The organism is Serratia rubidaea (genome assembly GCF_016026735.1).
In the GTDB taxonomy this organism is placed as follows: Bacteria; Pseudomonadota; Gammaproteobacteria; order Enterobacterales; family Enterobacteriaceae; genus Serratia_B; species Serratia_B rubidaea.
In genome coordinates this window covers 924,290-948,681 of record NZ_CP065640.1, presented here as the reverse complement: position 1 = coordinate 948,681, position 24,392 = coordinate 924,290, and the positions used below count along the sequence as shown (strand labels likewise).

Here is a 24,392-nt window from a genome sequence, read left to right as displayed (position 1 = left end):
GTATTCTTAGCCAAAGGTAGCGAATGGGTTGAAAAACAGCAGCGCAAGATACGCAATAAAACCACATAATAACAGAGCGCCCGCCAGATGGCCGATGCGATGTTTGCGTCCGATGCAAAGCGCGCTGAGCGCCAGGCTGGCCGCCAGCATCACCCAGTAATCGCGCTGGAAGGCGGCCGGGTCGAGCCGGCTGGGCGACAGCAGGGCGGGCACGCCGAGCACGATCGCCATATTGAAAATATTCGAGCCGATAATACTGCCGATCGCCATGTCGTCTTCGCCTTTCAGCGCGCCGGCTATCGACGTGGCGAGTTCGGGCAGGCTGGTGCCGACGGCGATCAGCGTCAGGCCGACCGCCAGCTCGCTCATGCCGAAATAGTGGGCGATCACCGTGGCGTTATCGACCACCATCCGCGAGGCGAGCGGCAGGATAATAAACGCCAGCACCAGCCACAGCGTGGCGACGGTGGTGCTGCCGTTCTGCGGCAGTTCGGCAAGCTGTTCCGTGGTCAAGCTGTCGCAGCCTTCGCGCTGGGCCAGCCGCGCTATCTTCAGCATCAGGGCGATAAAAGCGGCGGCGGCGGCCAATAGCAGTACGCCGTCCAGCCGGCTGAGCTGGTTGTCCATCAACACCAGGCCGCATAATACTGTGACCGCCAACATCAGCGGCAGTTCGCGCCGCAGCACCTCCGAGCGGGCCGCCAGCGGGTGAATAAGCGCGGCAACCCCTAAAATCAGCAGGATATTGGTAATATTGGAGCCGAGGACGTTGCCGACCGCCATATCGCTCTGGCCGTTCAGCGCCGCAGTGACGGACACGAACAGCTCCGGCAGCGAGGTGCCGATGCCGACGATCGTCATGCCGATAATCAGCGGCGGCACGCCCAGCGAACGGGAGATCACCGCCGCGCCGTAAACCAGCCGGTCTGCGCCGTATACCAGTAAACACAAGCCAACGATAAATAATGTTATTGCGAGAAACATGCGAGTCCTTTGCGGGCACTATTCCCCAGACCTTTCACTGACGATCGCCGAGCTGCGCCGGAACGCAGGGCAGCGACGTGAAAGCGACAGGGGCCCGGTTCGTTGGTCTGACCTGGCCGTCATAACTGGCCTGCGCCGATGGTGGGGCGCTATCGCCAATCTGTGTCGTTATTTTTCGTGATGTGACTAATTTTGACCCTGCGCAGCGTAAAAGTAAAACTAATGGCATCATTGGTAGGGAAATGGCGGTAAGTTTTTGTAAAAATGCGCCGTATGGCGCCCGGTAGATTATTATCAGCGGGTAACAGAGCCCACACAGCCGTACAAGGATCCAATAACATGCACCAGCAGGCAGATAATCTGGTCGAAGTGCGCGGTATGACGTTCTCCCGCGGCGATCGGCTGATATTTGAAGACATCAACCTGACGGTTCCCCGTGGTAAAGTGACGGCGATTATGGGGCCGTCCGGCATCGGCAAGACCACCTTGCTGCGCCTGATCGGCGGGCAACTGGCGCCGGATAGCGGTGAAATCTGGTTTGACGGGGATAATATTCCCGCGCTGTCGCGGCATAAGCTGTACGATGCGCGCAAGAAGATGAGCATGCTGTTCCAGTCCGGGGCGCTGTTCACCGATTTAACCGTGTTTGAGAACGTGGCCTTCCCGCTGCGCGAGCACAGCCAGCTGCCGGAGGCGCTGATTCGCACCACGGTGCTGATGAAGCTTGAGGCGGTGGGGCTGCGCGGCGCGGCGGATCTGATGCCGAACGAACTGTCCGGCGGGATGGCGCGGCGTGCGGCGCTGGCGCGGGCCATCGCGCTCGACCCGCAGCTGATCATGTTCGACGAGCCGTTTGTCGGGCAGGATCCGATCACCATGGGCGTATTGGTGAAGCTGATTGATGAGCTGAACCATGCGCTGGGGATCACCTGTATTGTGGTGTCGCACGATGTGCCGGAAGTGCTGAGCATTGCCGACTACGCTTATATCGTGGCGGAGCACCGCGTGATTGCCGAAGGAACCGCACCGCAGTTACAGAACAATCCTGATGCGCGCGTGCGCCAGTTCCTGGATGGTATTGCCGACGGGCCGGTGCCGTTTCGTTATCCGGCCGGTGATTACCAGGCCGCATTGTTAGGCTAAGGGAGTAGATATCCTCATGTTATTACAGGCGTTAGCGTCTCTTGGACGCCGTAGCATCAATATCAGCACCGCCTTCGGGCGCGCCGGTCTGATGCTGTGGGGCGCGCTTATCGGACGGCCGGAGCCACGCAGGCAGTGGCCGCTGCTGATCAAACAATTACACAGCGTCGGCGTACAGTCGCTGTTGATTATCATGGTTTCCGGGCTGTTTATCGGCATGGTGCTGGGCCTGCAGGGGTACCTGGTGCTGACCACCTACAGCGCCGAGGCGAGCCTCGGCATGATGGTGGCGCTGTCGCTGCTGCGTGAACTGGGGCCGGTGGTGACCGCGCTGCTGTTCGCCGGACGCGCAGGCTCCGCGCTGACCGCAGAAATCGGCCTGATGAAGGCCACCGAACAGATCTCCAGCCTGGAAATGATGGCGGTCGACCCGCTGCGTCGCATCGTGGCGCCGCGTTTCTGGGCCGGGATGATCAGCATGCCGCTGCTGACCCTGATTTTCGTCGCCGTCGGCATCTGGGGCGGTTCGATGGTGGGCGTGGATTGGAAAGGCATCGACAGCGGCTTCTTCTGGTCGGCGATGCAGGGCGCCGTCGAATGGCGTCAGGATCTGCTGAACTGCGTGATCAAGAGCGTGGTATTCGCGATAACCGTGACCTGGATTGCTATCTTTAACGGTTATGATGCGGTGCCGACCTCTGAAGGGATTAGCCGGGCAACGACCAGAACGGTGGTACATTCGTCTCTGGCGGTGTTGGGATTGGATTTTGTGCTGACAGCACTGATGTTTGGGAATTGATTCGATGCAAACGAAGAAGAGTGAAATCTGGGTTGGGGTATTTATGCTGATCGCGCTGGCCGCCATCATCTTTATCTGCCTGCAGGTAGCCAATGTGAAATCCATCGGCAACGAGCCGACCTACCGTATCTACGCCACCTTCGATAATATTGGTGGCCTGAAGGCGCGTTCGCCGGTGAAGATTGGCGGGGTGGTGATCGGCCGCGTAGCGGATATCGAGCTGGATCCGAAAACCTATACGCCGCGCGTCGCATTGGATATTCAGGACAAATACAACCAGATCCCGGATACCAGTTCATTGGCGGTCCGCACGTCCGGCCTGCTGGGGGAACAATTTCTTGCCCTGAACGTCGGCTTTGAAGACCCGGAAATGGGCACCGCCATTCTTAAGGACGGCGGCACCATTCAGGACACGAAATCAGCGATGGTGCTGGAAGATCTGATCGGCCAGTTCCTGTATAAAAGCGGCGGTCAGGATGAAGCCAAGCCGGATGCAGCTGCTGCACCGGCAGCCGCCCCGAGTCATTAAAAGAGGATACCTGCATGTTTAAACGTTTATTGATGGTTGCCCTGTTGGTGGTTGCACCGCTGGCGAGCGCGGCGGACCAGACCAACCCGTACAGCATGATGCAAGAGGCGGCGGAGAAGACCTTTACCCGTCTGAAAACCGAGCAGCCGAAAATCAAGCAGGATCCGAACTCTCTGCGCGCCATCGTGCATGAAGAGCTGATGCCGTACGTTCAGGTGAAATACGCCGGCGCGCTGGTGCTGGGCCGCTATTACAAAGAAGCGACGCCGGCGCAGCGTGAAGCCTACTTCACCGCGTTCCAGGCTTACCTGGAACAGGCGTACGGCCAGGCGCTGGCGCTGTACCACGGCCAGACCTACCAGATTGCACCGCAGCAGCCGCTGGGGGACGCCAACATCGTGGCGATTCGCGTCACCATTATCGATACCAACGGCCGTCCGCCGGTGCGCCTCGATTTCCAATGGCGTAAAAACAGCAAAACCGGCCACTGGCAGGCGTACGACATGATTGCCGAAGGCGTCAGCATGATCACCACCAAGCAGAACGAGTGGGCGTCAACGCTGCGCACCAAAGGCATCGACGGCCTGACCCAGCAGCTGCAGGCGGCGGCCAAACAGCCGATTACGCTGGATCAGAAACAGTAATGGCCGAGTCCCTGCGCTTTGACGACCAGCCGCAGACGCTGGTGCTGCACGGCGATCTGGACCGGGAAACGCTGCTGCCGCTGTGGCGGCAGCGCGCCGAGCTGCTGAAGGGCAAAACGGCGATTGACGTGGCGCAGCTGCGCCGCGTGGACTCCTCCGGTCTGGCGTTGCTGGTGCATCTGCGTGCCGAACAGCTGCATAACGGCGTGGAATTGAAAATTTCCGGCGCGACCGACCGCCTGAAAACGCTGATCGCCCTGTACAATCTGCAGGAGATAATGCCTGTCGAGACGCAGGGTTAGGCGTGATTTGGCGGTGCGACGGCAACAACATTTCTCAAAGCCCCTGTTCTGCAGGGGCTTTTTCTTTAGTTTAAGAAAGCGCCGTATTCCTCTAAGATATCAGGCTGATTATGATCCTTTGCTGCAGAACGGGATACCATGGAAAATAGCGAAATTAAAGACGTGCTGATGAACGCATTGGCGCTGGAAGAAGTACAGGTAACGGGCGACGGCAGCCACTTTCAGGTGATTGCGGTCGGTGAACTGTTCGGCGCCATGAGCCGCGTCAAACAGCAGCAGGCGATCTATGCGCCGCTGATGGAATATATTGCCGACAACCGTATTCATGCCCTGTCGATCAAGGCATACACCCCTGAAGAGTGGAAGCGGGATCGCAAACTCAACGGATTTTAAGGCTGCGGGCCTTTCGGGCCGGCAGCGTTGATACCCGGTTGACCAACGGCGCAGGTCAGGGAGCGCGGCGGCGCGCCTGCGGGCGGCCAGTGTGCGGCGGCGTGGGTCGCGGGTATTGTGGACGAGACAACAGAGAGTCATTAGATGGATAAATTTCGAGTGCAGGGCCGTACCCGCCTGAGCGGGGAAGTGGCTATTTCCGGGGCGAAAAACGCCGCCCTGCCGATTCTGTTTGCCGCGTTGTTGGCAGAAGAGCCGGTTGAGTTACAGAATGTTCCCAAACTGAAAGACATCGATACCACCATCAAGCTGCTGAGCCAGCTGGGTGTGAAAATTGAACGCAACGGTTCGGTGTTTGTTGACGCCAGCAATGTCAACGAACTCTGCGCGCCTTACGATCTGGTGAAAACCATGCGCGCTTCCATCTGGGCGCTGGGCCCGCTGGTCGCTCGTTTCGGCCACGGCCAGGTTTCTCTGCCGGGCGGCTGCGCCATCGGCGCGCGTCCGGTCGATCTGCATATCACCGGTCTGGAACAGCTGGGCGCCGAGATCAAACTGGAAGAAGGCTATGTGAAGGCCTCCGTCGACGGCCGTCTGAAGGGCGCGCATATCGTGATGGACAAGGTGAGCGTGGGCGCCACCGTCACCATCATGAGCGCCGCCACGCTGGCGACGGGCACCACCGTGATTGAAAACGCCGCGCGCGAGCCGGAAATCGTCGATACCGCCGAGTTCCTGAATACACTGGGGGCGAAAATCAGCGGCGCCGGCACCGACAAGATCACCATTGAGGGCGTTGAGCGCCTGGGCGGCGGCGTGTACCGCGTTCTGCCTGACCGTATCGAAACCGGCACCTTCCTGGTGGCGGCGGCGATCTCCGGCGGCAAGGTGCTGTGCCGCGATACCCGTCCTGATACGCTGGATGCGGTGCTGGCCAAGCTGCGTGAGGCCGGGGCGGACATCGAAGTCGGCGAAGATTGGATCAGCCTGGATATGCACGGCCAGCGGCCGAAGGCTATTACCGTGCGCACCGCGCCGCACCCGGGCTTCCCGACCGATATGCAGGCGCAGTTCAGCCTGCTGAACCTGGTGGCCGAAGGCACCGGCGTTATCACCGAAACCATCTTCGAAAACCGCTTTATGCACGTGCCGGAGCTGATCCGCATGGGCGCACACGCGGAAATCGAAAGCAACACGGTGATCTGCCACGGCGTTGAACAGCTGTCCGGCGCGCAGGTGATGGCGACCGACCTGCGTGCGTCCGCCAGCCTGGTGCTGGCCGGCTGTATTGCCGACGGCGTGACCATCGTTGACCGTATTTATCATATCGATCGCGGCTATGAGCGGATCGAAGATAAACTGCGTGCGCTGGGCGCGAATATCGAGCGCGTAAAAGGCGAATAAATAAAAAATGCATTACGCCTCCGCAAGGCGTAATGCATAATTATTGGTTCAGCATTATAAAATGCATCTATTCAGGTGCATTCTTATTAATTAGACATGAATATCTGAATTATCGACCCATCGTTTCGCGATAGCGTTGTGCATAATCGGCGACGGTCTCACGATCGGTCAGCAGACCAATTACGCCGCCGACGAATCCGCCGATAATTGGGGCAATAACAACGCCAACCAGTTGAGCGAAGGCGCCAAACATGATGCTGCCGCCGGTCGCGAATTTAGCCATGCCAGCGCCGCTGGCGATGCCGTCCATGATGCCCCAGATCATGCCATCGAATGTACCACCGCTGACGGTAGTCAGTTCTTTATTGTTTAATTCACGCATGTAATGTCCTTATATTTAAATATCAATAAATTTATTTTTTATATAGATGCAGCTTTCCAAGCGTCGGGAAATAGGATTGCTCTAGAAGTTGCGTGTTTAAAAATACAAGAGAACAAAAAATAAATAAATACTTCGGTATGAAAATAATGATTTATTTTTCACTAATAAAATTGAACTGAATATGTTTCTATTTTGGTATTTATTAAATTTATTTAAATGAACGATAAACTTATTATGCTGCTGATTATCTTTAACATTTGCTACGCGGCGGTTGCCGCCGGCGGACACTGAGGGGCGGCAAATGTGCTGCGCCGGCTGAGGCATCAACCAGCGCGTGTTAATTCCTAATTGTTGTCTTCCGGGAACTCACCCACCGTCATTTGCAGCGTGATGCGTTTGCCGTCGCGCAGCACGATCACCGGGATGGTGGTGCCGGGACGGATTTCCGCTACCTGATCCATGGTTTCCAGTACGGAGACCGCCGGCTTGTTATTGACGTTGATGATAATATCGTTGATATGGAAATTGGCGTTGGCCGCCGGGCCGCTCGGCGTAATTTCGGTCACGATAATCCCCTGCAGGCGGTCGATACCGCTGTTGGAGGTGCGCAGCGGGATAATCTCTTTGCCCTGGATGCCGAAGTAGCCGCGAATGACGCGGCCGTCGCGGATCAGCTTATCCATAATCTTGCTGGCCAGTTCGGTGGGAATGGCGAAGCCCAGCCCCTCCGGCGTTTCCCCGTTGGTGACCTTGTCATAGGTCAGGGTGTTGATCCCCATCAGCTCGCCCAGCGAGTTTACCAGCGCGCCGCCGGAGTTGCCGCGGTTGATGGAGGCATCGGTCTGCAGGAAGGTTTGGCGGCCGGTGGTGCTCAGGCTGATGCGTCCGGTGGCGCTGATAATCCCCTGAGTAACGGTCTGGCCAAGGTTATACGGGTTGCCGATCGCCAGCACCACGTCGCCGATATGCGCGATGCGCTTGGTGTTGATGGGAATGACCGGCAGGTTGCCCGGATCGATCTTCAGCACCGCCAGATCGGTCAGGCTGTCGGAGCCGACCAGCAGCGCTTCGTAGCGGCGGCCGTCCTGCAGCACCACGGTGATCTGCTGCGCATCCTTGATCACGTGGCGGTTGGTCAGGATATAGCCGTGGTCGTTCATGATGACGCCGGAACCGAGGGACAGCACATTGGGCGCGCCGTTCATGTTGCGGTTGTAGATATTGACCACCGCAGGCGCAGCGCGGCGCACCGCCTTGTTATAGCCGGCCGGGGTTTCGTCGGCGGTATTCTCCACTTTCTCTGCAAACAGTTGATTGGAATAACGCAGCACGGGAAGCGCTGCCAATAGCAGGCCGGCAACGATCAAACCAATAACAGCGGAACGCAAGAGCTTAGCAAACATGGAGTTTTAACAGATAAAATAAAGGATGAACGGAGAATAGCACGAGTTAACCGGGCACAGTATGGCACTGCCCCCGGTTTTTGTACAAATTAACGCATTAGCAGGTAAATGGTTTCGCCGCCGCGGACGATGTTCAGCGCCATGACCGGCGGCTTGGCCGCCAGAACTTTACGCAGCGCGGTGATGCTTTCGACGCGCTGGCGGTTGATGCCGATAATCACATCGCCTTTTTGCAGGCCCATCTGCGCCGCCGGCGTACCTTTGCCGACGTTGTCGATCTTCACGCCTTTCTCGCCGCCCGGCAGCGCGCCGTTGCTCAGCGAAGCGCCCTGCAGGGCCGGAGACAGGGTGTCAGCGCTGGTGGAGGCGGTTTCGCTGTTGTCCAGCGTGACGGCCACCTCCTGCTGCTTGCCGTCGCGCAGCAGGCCGATCTTGATGGTTTTGCCCGGCGCGGTGGTGCCGACCTTGGCGCGCAGTTCGGCAAAGCTGCCGATAGGCTTGCCGTCGACGGAGATCAGAATGTCGCCGGCTTTGATACCGGCCTTGGCCGCGGCGGACTTCGGCAGCACTTCGCTGACGAAGGCGCCGCGCTGCGCGTCGGTATTAAAGGCTTTGGCGATATCGGCGGTCATCTCGCTGCCCTTGATGCCGAGCAGGCCGCGTTTCACTTCGCCGAATTCGATCAGCTGCTGGCTCAGGTTCTGCGCCATATTGCTGGGAATGGCGAAGCCGATGCCGATATTGCCGCCGCCCGGCGCCAGAATGGCGGTGTTGATGCCGATCAGCTCGCCGTTCAGGTTCACCAGCGCGCCGCCGGAGTTGCCGCGGTTAATCGAGGCGTCGGTCTGGATAAAGTTCTCCAGCCCTTCCAGGTTGAGGCCGCTGCGTCCCAACGCGGAGATAATGCCGGAGGTGGCGGTTTGCCCCAGGCCGAACGGGTTGCCGACGGCAACGGCGAAGTCGCCGACGCGCAGCTTATCGGAGTCGGCCATTTTCACCGCGCTCAGGTTCTTGGCGGTGATCTGCAGCAGCGCGATGTCGGTCTGTTCGTCGCGGCCCAGCAGCTTGGCGTCGAACTCGCGGCCGTCATTGAGCTGCACCTTGATTTTGTCGGCGTTGGCGATGACGTGGTTGTTGGTAAGAATATAGCCTTTGGCCGCGTCGATAATCACGCCTGAACCCAGGCCTTCAAACGGACGCGAACTTTGCTTCTGTGTAGGGAAATTAGGGCCGAAGAAATATTTGAACTCTTCCGGCAAACGTTGGCGCTGCACCTGAGTTCCTTCAATATGCACGCTGACCACGGCGGGTAAGACTTTTTCCAGCATCGGCGCCAGGCTCGGCAGCTGCTGCCCCTGAACGGCGAGCGGCAAGGCCGCGTTGGCTACCGGTACGGCGGTAAGCGTCAGGCCAACACTCATTGCTAATGCACTAAGAATTAACGACTTTTTTTTCATTGATAATAACTCTCTCATTACCTGCCGGTGAAATTAATTAACCACTAAAGGTAAGGTTAAGACCGTGAATTTGCGTCAGAAGTTCACCGCCAACATCCATTTAAGGCTTTAGGATAGCGCAGGAATTGCATCGGGGGGAGGGGGGAAGGTCAAAAGCCCGCGCAAAAATTACGCGGGCTGAAAAAACGACGGTCAGTCGCGGCGCGGCGCGCCACGCAGCAGACCGGAAGCGCCTTCGGAGTAGTCGCGCGGCATTTCAACCGGCGCCTGATCGTTATCCGCTTCGGATTCGCTCAGACGATAGCGGAACGGGTTCTCCTGCATCGGCAGGTCCGGCAGCAGGTTGTTGGAGCTTTTCGCCATATGCTGATAGAGCTGACGATAGTCGCGCGCCATGTTATCCAGCAGTTCCGCACTGCGGGCAAAATGGCCGACCAGTTCCTGACGGTACTCTTCCAGCTCGGTTTTGCTTTTATCCAGTTCGTTTTGCAAAACCTGTTGTTGACGTAGTTTACGGTTACCAAAGCGCATCGCTACCGCACCGATGACGATACCGACCACCAAACCAATCAGCGCATACTCCCAGGTCATGATGACTCCTATTGTGACTTCGTTGTTCCGCAGGGATTTTTCACTTAATAATATCCACTATAACCGTTAACCTTGTCCGAGTGGAATCCTGAAGCGCTTTTACCTTGGCTTTTCCGGGGTTTTCAGCGGGCCGCAATGCGGGAAAATGTGGCGATAACCGGAAATCTGACCGGTAACGCGCGGCTAAAATGGGCTAAATAAATTCTTTATCCGCGCTGCGCGCCAGCGGGGGCGGACGGAGCGATTGCAGGGAACATTAGGCAACATGTATTCACCATCACCGTTAACACGTTACCAGCAGGCGCTGGACGCCGGCGACTATCAGCCCGATGAGGTGCAGCGCCGGGCGGTCAGCCAATTGGACGCCATTTATCAGCAATTGGTGCAACAGACGCCCGAGACGCCGGCGGCGGCCGGCGGTCTGCGCGGCAAGCTCAGCCGCTGGCTGGGGAAAGACAGCCGCCCGGCGGCGCAGCGCCCGGTTCAGGGGCTGTATATGTGGGGCGGCGTCGGGCGCGGCAAAACCTGGCTGATGGATATGTTTTTCCACAGCCTGCCGGGGGATCGCAAACTGCGGCTGCACTTTCACCGCTTTATGCTGCGGGTGCACGAAGAGCTGGCGCAGCTGCAGGGGCAGGAAAACCCGCTGGAGATCGTTGCCGACGGCTTCAAGAAGCAGGCGGACGTGCTGTGCTTTGACGAGTTCTTTGTTTCCGACATCACCGACGCCATGCTGCTGGCGACGCTGCTGCAGGCGCTGTTCGCCCGCGGCATTACGCTGGTGGCCACCTCGAACATCCCGCCGGACGAGCTGTACCGCAACGGCCTGCAGCGCGCGCGCTTCCTGCCGGCTATCGATCTGATCAACGACTATTGCGACGTGATGAACGTGGACGCCGGCATTGACTATCGCCTGCGCACGCTGACTCAGGCGCACCTCTACCTGACGCCGCTGAACGCGCAGACCGGGCAGGCGCTGGACGATATCTTCGACAAGCTGGCGGGCAAGGGCGGCGACGCGGCGCCGGTGCTGGAGATTAATCACCGGCCGCTGCAGGCGCTGCGTGCGGCCGACGGCGTGCTGGCGGTGGATTTCCACACGCTGTGTGAAGAGGCGCGCAGCCAGCTGGATTACATTGCGCTGTCGCGCCTGTACCACAGCGTGATCCTGCATAACGTGCGGGTGATGGGGCCGTTGAAGGAGAGCACCGCGCGCCGTTTCCTGGCGCTGGTGGATGAGTTTTACGAGCGTCACGTCAAGCTGGTGATCGCCGCCGAGGCGCCGATGTTCGAGATTTACCAGGGCGAACGGCTGAAGTTTGAATACCAGCGCTGCCTGTCGCGCCTGCAGGAGATGCAGAGCGAAGAATATCTGAAGCTGCCGCACCTGCCGTGACACCCCGGCGGCCTCCGCGCGGCGGGGGCCCGTCCGGCGGCGCTAAAATGCATTTTTCCTGCAAAAACTGTTCGATCTTTGCGGGTGACTTCTCTATAATCTTGCGACCCCACGTTACAACAAAGTTTTTTTTCCCAAAAACTTTATAGTGCCGGCAATGGCTATTCGAAGGGGTAGGTTTGCTGGACTTGATGGTCGTGTGAGCCTCAACTGTTTTCGAGCGTTTGGGTGTTCACCAACGTGTAACTAATTATTGGGTAAGCTTTTAATGAAAACTTTTACAGCTAAACCAGAGACCGTAAAACGCGACTGGTACGTTGTTGATGCGAACGGTAAAACTTTGGGCCGTCTCGCTACTGAACTGGCTCGTCGTCTGCGCGGCAAGCATAAAGCGGAATACACCCCGCACGTTGATACCGGTGATTACATCATCGTTCTGAACGCTGACAAAGTTGCTGTAACCGGCAACAAGCGTAACGACAAGATGTACTACCACCACACCGGCCACATCGGTGGTATCAAAGAAGCGACCTTTGAAGAGATGATTGCCCGCCGTCCTGAGCGTGTGATTGAAATCGCGGTTAAAGGCATGCTGCCAAAGGGTCCGTTGGGTCGTGCAATGTTCCGTAAACTGAAAGTTTACGCGGGCACCGAGCACAATCACGCGGCACAGCAACCGCAAGTTCTGGACATTTAATCGGGATTAATGGCAATGGCTGAAAATCAATACTACGGCACTGGTCGCCGCAAAAGCTCCGCCGCTCGCGTCTTTATCAAGCCGGGCAACGGTAACATCGTTATCAACCAGCGCAGCCTGGAACAGTACTTCGGTCGCGAAACTGCCCGCATGGTAGTTCGTCAGCCGCTGGAACTGGTCGACATGGTTGGCAAACTGGATCTGTACATCACCGTTAAAGGTGGCGGCATTTCTGGTCAAGCTGGTGCTATCCGCCACGGTATCACCCGTGCGCTGATGGAATACGACGAGACTCTGCGTTCTGAACTGCGTAAAGCTGGCTTCGTCACTCGTGACGCGCGTCAGGTTGAACGTAAGAAAGTCGGTCTGCGTAAAGCACGCCGTCGTCCGCAGTTCTCCAAGCGTTAATTTTTTCTGCTGCGGCAGAACAAATTATGCGAAAAACCCGGTGTTTCACCGGGTTTTTTTATGCCTGAAATCCCCCTCCGGCGCGGCTAAATCTGCGCGCTGTCAGACAAATAGTGATGAAATCGCCGCCCGCTCCCCACAAAACGGGCAAAATCTGGTAAACTATCATCCACTTTTGCGCCTGTTCGCCGAGCAGTTGCCGCCAGTTACCTCCGAGGCCGCTTTCCAGACCCAAGGTTACCTGCGTGCTGCTGGCCTGCGGTCAAGATCATTCAGGATAGCGGCCTGATATTCCCACGCGTTTTCACTTTGCCGGGGGCAGGGTGCGCGCTGCGGGGCTAAGTTGGCTATTCGCAGTATTTTCTAGATAAAACTTGGAGGTTTTCATGGCTGTCGCTGCCAACAAACGTTCGGTAATGACGCTGTTTTCTGGCCCGACCGACATTTTTAGCCATCAAGTACGTATCGTACTGGCGGAAAAAGGTGTCAGCGTCGAGATTGAGCAGGTTGAACCGGATAACCTGCCGCAGGATCTGATCGACCTCAATCCTTACCAAACGGTGCCGACGCTGGTCGATCGCGAGCTGACGCTGTATGAGTCCCGCATCATCATGGAATACCTGGACGAGCGCTTCCCGCATCCGCCGCTGATGCCGGTCTATCCGGTGGCGCGTGGTGAAAGCCGCCTGATGATGCTGCGCATCGAAAAGAACTGGTATTCGCTGATGTACAAGATCGAGCAGAGCAGCGGTCAGGAAGCCGAATCTGCCCGTCGCCAACTGCGTGAAGAGCTGCTGGCCATTGCGCCGATCTTCGCCCAGGCGCCGTATTTCATGAGCGAAGAGTTCAGCCTGGTGGATTGCTACCTGGCGCCGCTGCTGTGGCGTCTGCCGCAGCTGGGCATTGAACTGAACGGCGCCGGCTCCAAAGAGCTGAAAGGCTATATGACCCGCGTCTTCGAGCGTGATGCGTTCCTGGCCTCGCTGACCGAAGCCGAACGCGAAATGCGCCTGCACACCCGGGGTTAACCATGGATATGTCGCAGATGACGCCGCGCCGCCCTTATCTGCTGCGGGCGTTTTATGACTGGCTGCTGGACAACCAGCTGACGCCGCATCTGGTGGTCGACGTAACGCGTCCGGACGTGCAGGTTCCCATGGAGTTCGCGCGCGATGGTCAGATCGTACTGAACATTGCGCCGCGCGCGGTCGGCAACCTGCAGCTGGGCGACAACGAAGTGAGCTTTAACGCGCGCTTCGGCGGCGTACCGCGTCAGGTTTTGGTGCCGTTGGCCGCCGTACTGGCGATTTACGCCCGTGAGAACGGTGCGGGAACCATGTTCGAACCGGAAGCCGCTTACGATGAAACCGACGGCGCTTTCGACGAGCTGGAGACGGTGCCTTCCGAAAGCCTGATGTCGGTCATCGACGGCGATCGGCCTGATAACGCTGACGATAACGATCCGGACGATGAGCCGCCGCAGCCGCCACGCGGCGGGCGCCCGGCGCTGCGCGTCGTGAAGTAAGCGCCGCGCCCGTGTGAGTTTGAACCAGGCACAGCAAGCATGCTGTGCCTTTTTTATATTCGGCCTGCCGAATAAAAAAACGGCTTCCCAAAGGAAGCCGTTTTATATCATCGCTTAAGCCGTCGCTGCGGGCTTACACTTCCAGGTAGTTCAGGATGCCGTCGGCGGCTTTGCGCCCTTCGGCAATCGCCGTCACCACCAGATCGGAACCGCGCACCGCATCGCCGCCGGCGAAGATTTTCGGGTTGCTGGTCTGGAAGGCGTTATCGCTGCCTTCCGGCGCCACGATGCGCCCCTGTTTGTCGAGCTGGACGTCGTGCGCCGCCAGCCAGTTCATCGCGTGCGGGCGGAAGCCAAAGGCCATCACCACCGCATCGGCATCCAGCACGTGCTCGGATCCCGGCACCGGCTCTGCCGCCTGACGGCCGTTGGCGTCCGGTTCGCCGAGCTGGGTGCGCACCATTTTCACGCCGGCGACGCGCCCGGCGGCGTTCAGCTCAATGCTGAGCGGCTGCAGGTTGAACTGGAACTCGACGCCTTCCTCACGCGCGTTGGTCACCTCGCGCTTGGAGCCCGGCATATTCGCCTCGTCGCGACGGTAGGCGCAGGTCACCTGGGTGGCGCCCTGACGGATGGAGGTGCGTACGCAGTCCATCGCGGTATCGCCGCCGCCCAGCACCACCACGCGCTTGCCTTCCATGCTGACGTACGGCTCCTGCTCACTGCTCGGGTAGCCCATCAGCTGCTTGGTGTTGGCGATCAGGAACGGCAGGGCGTCATACACGCCCGGCGCCTCTTCGTTCTCCAGGCCGCCGCGCATCGACTGGTAGGTGCCGACGCCGAGGAACACCGCGTCGAACTCGTCGATCAATGCCTCCAGCGTGACGTCCTTGCCGATTTCCGTATTGAGCTGGAACTCGATGCCCATCTCGCTGAAGATTTCACGGCGCTTGATCATCACCTCTTTCTCCAGCTTGAACGCCGGGATGCCGAAGGTCAGCAGGCCGCCGATCTCCGGATGACGATCGTAGACCACGGCTTGCACGCCGTTGCGGGTCAGCACGTCGGCACAGGCCAGGCCGGCCGGGCCGGCGCCGACGATCGCCACGCGCTTGCCGGTCGGCTGGACGTGCGACATATCCGGTTTCCAGCCCATTTCGATGGCTTTATCGTTGATATAGCGCTCGATATTGCCGATGGTCACCGCGCCGAACTCGTCGTTCAGCGTACAGGAGCCTTCACACAGGCGATCCTGCGGGCAGACGCGGCCGCACACTTCCGGCAGGCTGTTGGTCTGGTGCGCCAGATCCGCCGCCTCCATGATGCGGCCCTCGTTCGCCAGCTTCAGCCAGTTCGGGATGTAGTTGTGCACCGGGCACTTCCACTCGCAATACGGGTTGCCGCAGGACAGACAGCGGTCCGCCTGCGCTTCGGCCTGCGAATCCGAAAACGGTTCGTAGATCTCCACGAAATCGATTTTACGGATCTTCAGCGGTTTCTTCGGCGGATCAACGCGCTGCAGGTCGATAAATTGATAAACATTCTGACTCATTATGACCTACCTCTTACTGCGCCTGAACCCGCAGCTCAGCTGCGGAACGACTACGGTGACCCAACAATGCCTTCACATCGCTGGACTTTGGCTTGACCAGTGCGAACTTCGCCACCCAGGTCGGCCAGTTGGCCAGCATCTCTTCCGCGCGGGAAGAGCCGGTCGCCTGTACGTGCTCGGTGATCAGGCCGCGCAGGTGTTCTTCGTGAATCGCCAGCTGATCGACTTCCAGCACTTCCACCAGTTCCGGGTTGACGCGCTTGCGGAATTCGCCGTCCTCATCCAGCACATAGGCGAAGCCGCCCGTCATGCCGGCGCCGAAGTTGATGCCGGTTTTACCCAGCACGCAGACGATGCCGCCGGTCATGTATTCACAACCGTTATCGCCGATGCCTTCCACCACGGTGATGGCGCCGGAGTTACGCACGGCGAAACGCTCGCCGGCGCGGCCCGCGGCGAACAGCTTGCCGCCGGTAGCGCCGTACAGGCAGGTGTTGCCGATGATGCTGGCTTCATGGCTGCGGAAAGCGGAGCCCAGCGGCGGACGCACCGCGATGCTGCCGCCGGCCATGCCCTTGCCGACGTAGTCGTTGGCGTCGCCGGTCAGGGTCAGCTCTACGCCGCCGGCGTTCCAGACGCCGAAGCTCTGGCCCGCGGTGCCGGAGAAGTGCGCCTTGATCGGATCGGCGGCCATGCCCTGATCGCCGTGTACGCTGGCGATGGCTCCGGACAGGCTGGCGCCGACGGAACGGTCGGTATTGCGGATATCGAAGTAGAACGCCTTGCTATGCTTCTCTTCCACGTACGGCTGCGCCTGCGCCAGCAGCTCTTTGTTCAGCAAACCGTGGTCGAACGGCGGGTTGCTGCCTTCGGTGCAGTACAGCGCCTTGCCCGGATGCGGCGTGGCGGTCTGCAGCAGCGGCGACAGATCCAGCTTGTTCTGCTTGGCGGAAATGCCGTCCAGCTCGCTGAGGAACTCGGTGCGGCCAATCAGATCCACCAGTTGGCTGACGCCCAGCTGCGCCATAATCTCGCGGGTTTCACGCGCGATGAAATGGAAGTAGTTGGTGACGCGTTCCGGCAGGCCGTGATAGTGATCGCGGCGCAGTTTTTCATCCTGGGTCGCCACGCCGGTCGCGCAGTTGTTCAGGTGGCAGATACGCAGGTATTTACAGCCCAGCGCCACCATCGGCCCGGTACCGAAGCCGAAGCTTTCCGCCCCCAGAATCGCCGCCTTGACGATATCGACGCCGGTTTTCAGGCCGCCGTCCACCTGCAGGCGGATTTTATGACGCAGGCCGTTGGCCACCAGCGCCTGCTGGGTTTCCACCAGGCCCAGTTCCCACGGGCAGCCGGCATACTTCACCGACGTCAGCGGGCTGGCGCCGGTGCCGCCGTCATAGCCGGCGATGGTGATCAGATCGGCATAGGCTTTGGCAACGCCGGTGGCGATGGTGCCCACGCCCGGTTCGGAAACCAGCTTGACCGAGATCACCGCCTTCGGGTTCACCTGCTTGAGGTCGAAAATCAGCTGCGCCAAATCTTCAATCGAGTAGATATCGTGATGCGGCGGCGGCGAGATCAGCGTCACGCCCGGCACCGAATAACGCAGTTTGGCGATGTACGGGGTGACCTTATCACCCGGCAGCTGGCCGCCTTCGCCCGGCTTGGCGCCCTGAGCGACTTTAATCTGGATCACGTCGGCGTTCACCAGGTAGGCCGGGGTGACGCCGAAGCGCCCGGAGGCCACCTGCTTGATGCGCGAGACCTTGTTGGTGCCGTAACGCGCCGGGTCTTCGCCGCCTTCGCCGGAGTTAGAGAAGCCGCCGAGGCCGTTCATCGCCACCGCCAGCGACTCGTGCGCTTCCGGACTCAGGGCGCCGATCGACATCGCCGCGGTATCGAAGCGGGTAAACAGCGCTTCGGCCGGCTCGACCTGATCGACCGGAATCGGCTCGCCCTGCGGGGTAATCGCCAGCAGATCGCGCAGCGTGGCGACCGGGCGCTCGTTAACCAGTTTGGCGTAACGCTGGTAGTCGGCATAGTCGCCGCTGTGCACCGCCTGCTGCAGGCTGTTGACCACGTCCGGGTTGTAGGCGTGGTATTCGCCGCCGTGGACGAACTTCAGCAGGCCGCCCTGATCCAGCGGCTTGCGCTTCAGCCAGGCGCGCTTGGAGAGGTTCTGCAGATCCTGCTGGAAGTCGCTGAAGCTGGCGCCGTTGATGCGGCTGACTACGCCCTGGAAGCACAGGTCGGACAGATCGCGGTGCAGGCCGACGGCTTCAAACAGTTTGGAGCAGCGGTAAGAGGCGACGGTCGAGATGCCCATTTTGGACATGATCTTGTACAGCCCCTTGTTGATGCCGTTGCGGTAGTTCAGCATCACTTCGCGGTATTTCTTGTCGATGGTCTGGTTGTCCACCAGTTTGGCCAGCGTTTCATAGGCCAGGTACGGGTAGATGGCGGTGGCGCCGAAGCCCAGCAGCACGGCGAAGTGGTGCGGGTCGCGCGCGCTGGCCGTTTCCACGATGATGTTGGCGTCGCAGCGCAGGCTCTTGTCCACCAGACGCGTCTGCACCGCGCCGACCGCCATCGGCGCCGGTACCGGCAGGCGGTTCGGGGCGATGGCGCGGTCAGACAGCACCAGCAGCACCGCGCCATCGCGCACTTTCTGTTCCGCCTCGTCGCACAGCGCGCGGATTTTCTGTTCCAGCTCCTGCTCGCTCGGGTCAAAGGTCAGGTCGAGCGTGTCGGCGCGGTAGTATTCGCCTTCCAGCGTGGTGAGCTGTTTGAAGTCGGAGTACAGCAGGATCGGCGATTTGAAGCTAAGGCGGTGCGCCTGGCCTTCCGCTTCGCAGAACACGTTCATCTCGCGGCCGATGCTGGTGGCCAGCGACATTACGTGCGCCTCGCGCAGCGGGTCGATCGGCGGGTTGGTGACCTGCGCGAACTGCTGACGGAAATAGTCGTAGATAATGCGCGGACGGCTGGAGAGCACGGCGAACGGCGTATCGTCGCCCATCGAGCCGGTGGCTTCCTGGCCAATCTCACCCAGCACGCGGATCACCTGGTCCAGCTCTTCGCTGCTGTAGCCGAACTGCTTCTGGTAGGTCTCCAGCAGTGCGTCGTCCAGCTGACGACTGCCCACCTGCTCTTCCGGCAGGTCTTCAAACGGCACCAGACGCTTGACGTTCTTCTCCATCCACTCTTTATACGGGTGGCGGCTCTTCAGGTCGTTATCGGTTTCGGCGGAGTGCAGGATGCGGCCGCTGCGGGTGTCGATCACCATCAGCTCGCCCGGGCCGACGCGGCCTTTTTCCACCACTTCGTCCGGCTGATAGTCCCAGATGCCGACTTCAGAGGCGCAGGTGATCAGCTTGTCTTTGGTTATGACGTAGCGCGCCGGGCGCAGGCCGTTGCGGTCGAGGTTACAGGCGGCGTAGCGGCCGTCGGACATCACGATGCCCGCCGGGCCGTCCCACGGCTCCATATGCATAGAGTTAAAGTCGAAGAAGGCGCGCAGATCGCCATCCATCTCCGGGTTATTCTGCCAGGCCGGCGGCACCAGCAGGCGCATGGCGCGGATCAGATCCATGCCGCCCGCCAGCAGCAGCTCCAGCATATTGTCCATTGAGCTGGAGTCGGAGCCGGTTTCGTTAATGAACGGCGCGGCGGACTGCAGGTCCGGGATCAGCGGCGTCTGGAATTTATAGGTGCGCGCGCGCGCCCACTGGCGGTTGCCGGTAATGGTGTTGATCTCGCCGTTGTGCGCCAGATAGCGAAACGGTTGCGCCAGCGGCCAGCGCGGCACGGTATTGGTGGAGAAGCGCTGGTGGAACAGACAAATGGCGGATTCCAGACGCAGATCGGCCAGGTCGAGATAAAAACGCGGCAGATCGGCCGGCATGCACAGGCCTTTGTAGATGGTCACCAGGTTGGAGAAGCTGCAGACGTAGAAGCTGTCGTCCTGAATACGTTTTTCAATGCGGCGACGGGCAACGAACAGGCGGCGCTCCAGATCGCGCGGACGCCAGCCGGCCGGGGCATTGACAAAGATTTGTTCGATACGCGGCAGCGACGACAGGGCGATCTCGCCCAGCACGTCCGGGTTGGTCGGCACTTCGCGCCAGCCGACGATCGACAGCGTTTCATTCTGCAGCTCTTCTTCAACAATGCGGCGGCTGGCGCGGGCTTCTTCCTCGTTTTGGCTGAGGAACATCATGCCGACGGCATAGTTTTTGGCTAAACGCCAGCCGCGCTCTTCCGCAACCATACGGAAGAAACGATCGGGCTTTTGCAATAACAGGCCACAGCCGTCGCCGGTCTTGCCGTCGGCAAGGATGGCGCCACGGTGTTGCATACGGGCCAGTGCGTGGATCGCGGTACGCACTACCTTGTGGCTAGGTTCGCCTTCTATGTGGGCGATCAGGCCGAAACCACAGTTGTCCCTCTCTTGGGATTTATCGTACAACATATCAGTGAACCTCCCCAGGCTCTGCATGACTCTCACAACCTACTGCGAGGGGGCTTCCCAACTTCAGGCGAACGCCGACGGCTTATCCCCCCATGAAAGACATCATGATGGTGAATAATCCAATCTGCTTTTGCGCCCTCCGTTAATGGCCTCTCGTGACGGTTATCACAAGTGGTGACTACTTGTTTTAAGAGGGAGTCTTTAAATTACTGCATAATTATGACGAGTCGTTTGCCCGTCCAGAAAGCTTCCAGCGGACTTCCAACTTAATCCAGAAAGAATACGCAGGTCAAATATGGGCTTAAACCGCCTTTACATTCGCCATTAACGGTTTATCTATATGAAATATTTATATTTTTATGGGGATTTACTGACGTAAGGGCGCACTGACGCCGCCGAAGAAATGTGAGCTGTCTCACTATAGTGCAAGGTTCGAATCTCTGCACCATGCTAGTGCGGGCGCTAATATCAGAGCATTATGCTGATGTGTAAGACTATTCCAATGTTTATCACTATTTTTCATCGTCTTGTCATATAGCGCTAAATAACTGCTAAGGAATTAGAAAAATTCATCGCGGGCGGGGTGATTTTATTTGCGTTTATAATGAATAGTTATGCCGAGGTGCGCCTTTGAGAAAAAGCGTTGATCTCTGTCATCGTGGGAAAAGTCGTTTCTTATTAGCATCGGCGGCTTTGAACACAGAGAACCATCCAGAATATGCAGTTGCCGCAATTAGTCAATATGTTTGGCGCCGATCTTCAGCGGCGCTACGGAGAAAAGATCCATAAACTGACGCTGCACGGCGGCTTCAGCTGCCCGAACCGCGACGGCACGCTGGGGCGCGGCGGCTGCACCTTTTGCAACGTGGCGTCGTTTGCCGATGAGCAGATGCAGCGGCAGAGCATCGTCGAACAGCTGGCGGCGCAGGCGCAGAAAACGCAGCGCGCCAGGCGCTATCTGGCGTACTTTCAGGCTTATACCAGCACCTATGCCGAAGTGGAGCGGCTGCAGGCGCTGTACGGTCAGGCGCTGGCGCAGAGCGCGATGGTGGGGCTGTGCGTCGGCACCCGGCCGGACTGCGTGCCCGCCGCGGCGCTCGACCTGCTGGCCGGCTATCGCGACGCCGGCTATGAAGTCTGGCTGGAGCTGGGGCTGCAGAGCGCGCGCGATAAAACGCTGAAACGCATCAACCGGGGCCATGATTTCTGCTGTTATCAACAGACCGCCAGGCTGGCGCGCCAGCGGGGGCTGAAAGTGTGCTGTCACCTGATTGTCGGCCTGCCGGGCGAAACGCCGGCCGACCATCTGGCGACGCTGCGGGCGGTGGTCGACGGCGGCGTGGACGGCATTAAGCTGCACCCGCTGCATATCGTCAGCGGCAGCACGATGGCCCGCGCCTGGCAGGCCGGCCGGCTGGCGACGCTGACGCTGGACGAGTACGCCGCCAGCGCCGGCGAAATGATTCGCCATACGCCGCGTGAGGTGGTGTTCCACCGCATCTCGGCCAGCGCGCGTCCCCCGACGCTGCTGGCACCATTATGGTGCGCAAACCGCTGGAGCGGCATGCAGGCGGTCGGCGGCTATCTGCAGCGGCATGGCGCCCAGGGCTCGGCGCTGGGCCTCGCCGATCGTTACCATCCCTGAGCGCCGTTTTGCCGTCTTTTCCACACTTCCGCCGACGCAATCTCTGTAACGGGACGATTTGCGGTATGATTTAAGCCATATGTCTGTAGGGAGCCGTTCATGAAGCAAATCCGGGTGTTGGCCCAGTACTACGTTGATTTAATGGTGAAGCTGGGGCTGGTGCGTTTTTCGCTGCTGCTGGCTTCGGCGCTGGTGGTGCTGGCGATGGTGGTGCAGATGGCCGTGACCATGCTGCTGCGCGGCGAGGTCGAGAGCATCGATGTGGTGCGCTCTATCTTCTTTGGTCTGCTGATCACCCCGTGGGCGGTCTATTTCCTGTCGGTGGTGGTGGAGCAGCTGGAGGAGTCGCGTCAGCGGCTGGCGCGGCTGGTCGACAAGCTGGAGGAGATGCGCCACCGCGATCTGGAGCTGAACCAGCAGTTGAAGGACAACATCAGCCAGCTTAACCAGGAGATCGCCGACCGTATCAAGGCGGAAGAGGCGCGTCTGCAGGTGATGGACAAGCTGAAAGAGGAGATGGAGCAGCGCGAACTGGCGCAGATCGAGTTGGGCCAGCAGTCCGCCCTGCTGCGTTCGTTCCTCGATGCCTCGCCGGATTTGGTGTATTACCGCAATGAAGACAAAGAGTTTTCCGGCTGCAATCGGGCGATGGAGCTGCTGACCGGCAAAAGCGAAAAGCAGCTGATCGGCCTGACGCCGAATGACGTGTATGAGCAGGACATTGCGGATAAAGTGATTGAAACCGATGAGAAAGTGTTCCGTCACAACGTTTCGCTGACCTACGAGCAGTGGCTGGTGTATCCGGACGGGCGCAAGGCCTGCTTTGAGCTGCGCAAGGTGCCGTTTTACGATCGGGTCGGCAAGCGTCACGGCCTGATGGGCTTCGGGCGCGATATTACCGAGCGTAAGCGCTATCAGGACGCGCTGGAGAACGCCAGCAGGGAGAAGACCACCTTTATCTCCACCATCAGCCACGAGCTGCGTACGCCGCTTAACGGCATCGTCGGCCTCAGCCGCATTCTGCTGGATACCGAACTGAACGACGAACAGCTGAACTACCTGAAAACCATCCACGTCAGCGCGATTACCCTCGGCAACATTTTCAACGACATTATCGAGATGGACAAAATCGAGCGGCGCAAGGTGCAGCTGGACAACCAGCCGGTCGATTTCACCGGTTTCCTGGCGGATCTGGAAAATCTCTCCGGCCTGCTGGCGCAGCCGAAGGGGCTGCGCTTTGTGCTGGAGCCGCAGGCGCCGCTGCCGCAGAAAATCCTCACCGACGGCACGCGCCTGCGCCAGATCCTGTGGAACCTGATCGGCAACGCGGTGAAGTTTACCCAGCAGGGGAACATCACGGTGCGGGTGCGGCGTGAAGGGCAGGAGAAACTGGTGTTTGACGTGGCAGACTCCGGCATGGGCATTCCGCAGGATGAGCAGGACAAGATCTTCGCCATGTATTATCAGGTCAAGGACCAGCGCGGCGGCCGGCCGGCGACCGGCACCGGCATCGGCCTGGCGGTGTCCAAGCGGCTGGCGCAGAGCATGGGCGGCGACATCACCGTCAGCAGCCAGCCGGGCCACGGCTCCTGCTTTACGCTGACCATCAAGGCGCCGGCGCTGGAAGAAGCGGCGACGGAGGAGGAAAGCGAAGAGGCGCTGCCGCTGCCGGCGCTGCATATTCTGCTGGTGGAAGACATTGAGCTGAACGTTATCGTCGCGCGTTCGGTGCTGGAGAAACTGGGCAACAGTGTCGAGGTGGCGATGAACGGCCATGATGCGCTGGCGATGTTTGACCCGGACGAGTTCGATCTGGTGCTGCTGGATATCCAGCTGCCGGATATGACCGGGCTGGATATCGCCCGCGAACTGCGCGAGCGCTATGACGGGCAGGCGCTGCCGCCGCTGATTGCGCTGACCGCCAACGTGCTGAAAGACAAAAAAGAGTACCTGGAGGCGGGCATGGACGACGTTCTGAGCAAGCCGCTTTCGGTGCCGGCGTTGACCAAAATGATTCAGCACTACTGGGATCATCAACCTACTCATGCGACAAAGAAGACGGAGCACAACGCGATGCAGATTAACGAGTCGTTACTGGATACCGCCATGCTGGAGCAGTATATGGAGCTGGTGGGGCCGCAGCTGATTCATCAGAGTCTGGAGATGTTTGAGCAGATGATGCCTGGCTATCTGGCGGTGCTGGATTCCAACATGACGGCGCGCGATCAGAAAGGCATTGCCGAAGAGGGGCATAAAATCAAAGGCGCGGCGGGCTCGGTCGGCCTGCGTCATCTGCAACAGCTGGCACAGCAGATTCAGACGCCAACGCTGCCGGCGTGGTGGGATAACGTGCAGGACTGGGTGGATGAGCTGAAGCAGGAGTGGCAGAACGACGTCGCGATGCTGCGCGCCTGGGTAGAGAATGCAGAAAAAAAATGACCCCGACCGAGGCCGGGGTGCGCGAATATTGCGCCAACACCAGGGAAAACGTGAACCCGCGTATTGGTTTTAAGTTTCTGCTTGCGCAGGTTGTAGAAAATTCTGAAACCTCGAGGAGGTTTCCTATACATCATACAGCCAACAACATACCAAATGTAAGCGCTCTTGTTAGAAGATTCATTAAAATGTGTGATGTAGATTAGTGTTTGTCAACTTAGCGCACTA

Annotated in this window: 21 protein-coding genes; 14 read left to right on the top strand and 7 right to left on the bottom strand. The window is 59.2% G+C overall.

Annotated features, from left to right (window positions below; translation table 11 throughout):
• Nucleotides 1–6: 6 nt before the first annotated feature.
• Nucleotides 7–984: a calcium/sodium antiporter gene (locus I6G83_RS04340; RefSeq protein WP_054307543.1), complete on the bottom strand. Its 978-nt coding sequence runs from the start codon at nt 982–984 to the stop codon at nt 7–9.
• Nucleotides 985–1,323: 339 nt separating this feature from the next.
• Here I6G83_RS04340 and mlaF point away from each other — a divergent pair, with 339 nt between their 5' ends.
• The 7 genes from mlaF (at nt 1,324) to murA (ending at nt 6,198) form a co-directional block, all read left to right on the top strand.
• A complete protein-coding gene (gene mlaF, locus I6G83_RS04335) occupies nt 1,324–2,127 on the top strand; it encodes a phospholipid ABC transporter ATP-binding protein MlaF (RefSeq protein ID WP_015962001.1) in 804 nt (267 codons plus the stop codon).
• A 16-nt stretch (nt 2,128–2,143) separates the two neighbouring features.
• A complete protein-coding gene (gene mlaE, locus I6G83_RS04330) occupies nt 2,144–2,926 on the top strand; it encodes a lipid asymmetry maintenance ABC transporter permease subunit MlaE (protein ID WP_015962000.1) in 783 nt (260 codons plus the stop codon).
• A gap of 4 nt (nt 2,927–2,930) precedes the next feature.
• The gene (mlaD, locus tag I6G83_RS04325; protein WP_054307542.1) at nt 2,931–3,455 is read left to right on the top strand and encodes an outer membrane lipid asymmetry maintenance protein MlaD; all 525 of its coding nucleotides are present in this window, start codon (nt 2,931–2,933) and stop codon (nt 3,453–3,455) included.
• A 14-nt stretch (nt 3,456–3,469) separates the two neighbouring features.
• Nucleotides 3,470–4,099 (top strand): phospholipid-binding protein MlaC, encoded by a 630-nt coding sequence (mlaC, locus tag I6G83_RS04320; RefSeq protein ID WP_015961998.1) that lies wholly within the window; start codon nt 3,470–3,472, stop codon nt 4,097–4,099.
• Entirely contained in the window at nt 4,099–4,401 is a 303-nt protein-coding gene (gene mlaB, locus I6G83_RS04315; protein WP_015961997.1) for a lipid asymmetry maintenance protein MlaB, read from the top strand. The genes mlaC and mlaB overlap by 1 nt, the downstream gene beginning before the upstream one ends.
• Nucleotides 4,402–4,539: 138 nt before the next feature.
• Complete coding sequence (ibaG, locus tag I6G83_RS04310) at nt 4,540–4,794, top strand: BolA family iron metabolism protein IbaG (RefSeq protein ID WP_015961996.1); 255 nt, start codon at nt 4,540–4,542, stop codon at nt 4,792–4,794.
• Between the two features lie 144 nt (nt 4,795–4,938).
• The gene (gene murA, locus I6G83_RS04305; protein WP_054307541.1) at nt 4,939–6,198 is read left to right on the top strand and encodes a UDP-N-acetylglucosamine 1-carboxyvinyltransferase; all 1,260 of its coding nucleotides are present in this window, start codon (nt 4,939–4,941) and stop codon (nt 6,196–6,198) included.
• Nucleotides 6,199–6,307: 109 nt separating this feature from the next.
• On the opposite strand, the gene I6G83_RS04300 is transcribed toward murA, so the two are convergent.
• The 4 genes from I6G83_RS04300 to zapG form a co-directional block, all read right to left on the bottom strand.
• The gene (locus I6G83_RS04300; protein ID WP_054307540.1) at nt 6,308–6,580 is read right to left on the bottom strand and encodes a DUF5862 family protein; all 273 of its coding nucleotides are present in this window, start codon (nt 6,578–6,580) and stop codon (nt 6,308–6,310) included.
• Nucleotides 6,581–6,924: 344 nt separating this feature from the next.
• A complete protein-coding gene (gene degS, locus I6G83_RS04295; RefSeq protein ID WP_054307539.1) occupies nt 6,925–7,983 on the bottom strand; it encodes an outer membrane-stress sensor serine endopeptidase DegS in 1,059 nt (352 codons plus the stop codon).
• Nucleotides 7,984–8,072: 89 nt separating this feature from the next.
• Entirely contained in the window at nt 8,073–9,440 is a 1,368-nt protein-coding gene (degQ, locus tag I6G83_RS04290; RefSeq protein WP_062779223.1) for a serine endoprotease DegQ, read from the bottom strand.
• Nucleotides 9,441–9,632: 192 nt separating this feature from the next.
• Nucleotides 9,633–10,031, bottom strand: a complete 399-nt coding sequence (zapG, locus tag I6G83_RS04285) for a Z-ring associated protein ZapG (protein WP_015961991.1) — start codon at nt 10,029–10,031, stop codon at nt 9,633–9,635.
• A gap of 265 nt (nt 10,032–10,296) precedes the next feature.
• Between zapG and zapE the strand changes: the two genes are divergently transcribed.
• The 5 genes from zapE to sspB all read left to right on the top strand — a co-directional run bounded on the left by zapE (nt 10,297) and on the right by sspB (nt 14,057).
• A complete protein-coding gene (gene zapE, locus I6G83_RS04280) occupies nt 10,297–11,427 on the top strand; it encodes a cell division protein ZapE (protein ID WP_054307418.1) in 1,131 nt (376 codons plus the stop codon).
• A 268-nt stretch (nt 11,428–11,695) separates the two neighbouring features.
• Nucleotides 11,696–12,124, top strand: a complete 429-nt coding sequence (gene rplM / locus I6G83_RS04275) for a 50S ribosomal protein L13 (RefSeq protein ID WP_015961989.1) — start codon at nt 11,696–11,698, stop codon at nt 12,122–12,124.
• A gap of 15 nt (nt 12,125–12,139) precedes the next feature.
• Nucleotides 12,140–12,532 carry a 30S ribosomal protein S9 gene (rpsI, locus tag I6G83_RS04270; protein WP_004937080.1) on the top strand — a complete coding sequence of 131 codons (393 nt, stop codon included), beginning with the start codon at nt 12,140–12,142 and terminating at the stop codon, nt 12,530–12,532.
• A gap of 386 nt (nt 12,533–12,918) precedes the next feature.
• Entirely contained in the window at nt 12,919–13,560 is a 642-nt protein-coding gene (gene sspA, locus I6G83_RS04265; RefSeq protein WP_054307417.1) for a stringent starvation protein SspA, read from the top strand.
• 2 nt (nt 13,561–13,562) lie between these two features.
• Nucleotides 13,563–14,057 (top strand): ClpXP protease specificity-enhancing factor, encoded by a 495-nt coding sequence (sspB, locus tag I6G83_RS04260; protein WP_041411913.1) that lies wholly within the window; start codon nt 13,563–13,565, stop codon nt 14,055–14,057.
• 133 nt (nt 14,058–14,190) lie between these two features.
• Here sspB and I6G83_RS04255 read toward each other — a convergent pair whose 3' ends face one another.
• Entirely contained in the window at nt 14,191–15,609 is a 1,419-nt protein-coding gene (locus I6G83_RS04255; protein ID WP_015961982.1) for a glutamate synthase small subunit, read from the bottom strand.
• Nucleotides 15,610–15,622: 13 nt separating this feature from the next.
• Nucleotides 15,623–20,083 (bottom strand): glutamate synthase large subunit, encoded by a 4,461-nt coding sequence (gene gltB / locus I6G83_RS04250; RefSeq protein ID WP_054307416.1) that lies wholly within the window; start codon nt 20,081–20,083, stop codon nt 15,623–15,625.
• Between the two features lie 718 nt (nt 20,084–20,801).
• Here gltB and I6G83_RS04245 point away from each other — a divergent pair.
• Both I6G83_RS04245 and arcB read left to right on the top strand, forming a co-directional pair.
• On the top strand, nt 20,802–21,728 hold the full coding sequence (locus I6G83_RS04245) for a TIGR01212 family radical SAM protein (RefSeq protein ID WP_054307415.1): 927 nt from the start codon (nt 20,802–20,804) through the stop codon (nt 21,726–21,728).
• Between the two features lie 99 nt (nt 21,729–21,827).
• Entirely contained in the window at nt 21,828–24,167 is a 2,340-nt protein-coding gene (gene arcB / locus I6G83_RS04240) for an aerobic respiration two-component sensor histidine kinase ArcB (RefSeq protein WP_054307414.1), read from the top strand.
• Nucleotides 24,168–24,392 lie beyond the last annotated feature (225 nt).

Bases quoted from the DNA above. Each gene is read 5' to 3' on its own strand.
- ibaG (WP_015961996.1), top strand. From the start codon at position 4,540: ATGGAAAATAGCGAAATTAAAGACGTGCTGATGAACGCATTGGCGCTG.
- gltB (WP_054307416.1), bottom strand. From the start codon at position 20,083: ATGTTGTACGATAAATCCCAAGAGAGGGACAACTGTGGTTTCGGCCTG.
- mlaC (WP_015961998.1), top strand. From the start codon at position 3,470: ATGTTTAAACGTTTATTGATGGTTGCCCTGTTGGTGGTTGCACCGCTG.
- degS (WP_054307539.1), bottom strand. From the start codon at position 7,983: ATGTTTGCTAAGCTCTTGCGTTCCGCTGTTATTGGTTTGATCGTTGCC.
- mlaD (WP_054307542.1), top strand. From the start codon at position 2,931: ATGCAAACGAAGAAGAGTGAAATCTGGGTTGGGGTATTTATGCTGATC.
- sspB (WP_041411913.1), top strand. From the start codon at position 13,563: ATGGATATGTCGCAGATGACGCCGCGCCGCCCTTATCTGCTGCGGGCG.
- mlaF (WP_015962001.1), top strand. From the start codon at position 1,324: ATGCACCAGCAGGCAGATAATCTGGTCGAAGTGCGCGGTATGACGTTC.
- zapE (WP_054307418.1), top strand. From the start codon at position 10,297: ATGTATTCACCATCACCGTTAACACGTTACCAGCAGGCGCTGGACGCC.
- arcB (WP_054307414.1), top strand. From the start codon at position 21,828: ATGAAGCAAATCCGGGTGTTGGCCCAGTACTACGTTGATTTAATGGTG.
- I6G83_RS04300 (WP_054307540.1), bottom strand. From the start codon at position 6,580: ATGCGTGAATTAAACAATAAAGAACTGACTACCGTCAGCGGTGGTACA.
- murA (WP_054307541.1), top strand. From the start codon at position 4,939: ATGGATAAATTTCGAGTGCAGGGCCGTACCCGCCTGAGCGGGGAAGTG.
- I6G83_RS04245 (WP_054307415.1), top strand. From the start codon at position 20,802: ATGCAGTTGCCGCAATTAGTCAATATGTTTGGCGCCGATCTTCAGCGG.
- rpsI (WP_004937080.1), top strand. From the start codon at position 12,140: ATGGCTGAAAATCAATACTACGGCACTGGTCGCCGCAAAAGCTCCGCC.
- zapG (WP_015961991.1), bottom strand. From the start codon at position 10,031: ATGACCTGGGAGTATGCGCTGATTGGTTTGGTGGTCGGTATCGTCATC.
- I6G83_RS04340 (WP_054307543.1), bottom strand. From the start codon at position 984: ATGTTTCTCGCAATAACATTATTTATCGTTGGCTTGTGTTTACTGGTA.
- I6G83_RS04255 (WP_015961982.1), bottom strand. From the start codon at position 15,609: ATGAGTCAGAATGTTTATCAATTTATCGACCTGCAGCGCGTTGATCCG.
- sspA (WP_054307417.1), top strand. From the start codon at position 12,919: ATGGCTGTCGCTGCCAACAAACGTTCGGTAATGACGCTGTTTTCTGGC.
- mlaB (WP_015961997.1), top strand. From the start codon at position 4,099: ATGGCCGAGTCCCTGCGCTTTGACGACCAGCCGCAGACGCTGGTGCTG.
- degQ (WP_062779223.1), bottom strand. From the start codon at position 9,440: ATGAAAAAAAAGTCGTTAATTCTTAGTGCATTAGCAATGAGTGTTGGC.
- rplM (WP_015961989.1), top strand. From the start codon at position 11,696: ATGAAAACTTTTACAGCTAAACCAGAGACCGTAAAACGCGACTGGTAC.
- mlaE (WP_015962000.1), top strand. From the start codon at position 2,144: ATGTTATTACAGGCGTTAGCGTCTCTTGGACGCCGTAGCATCAATATC.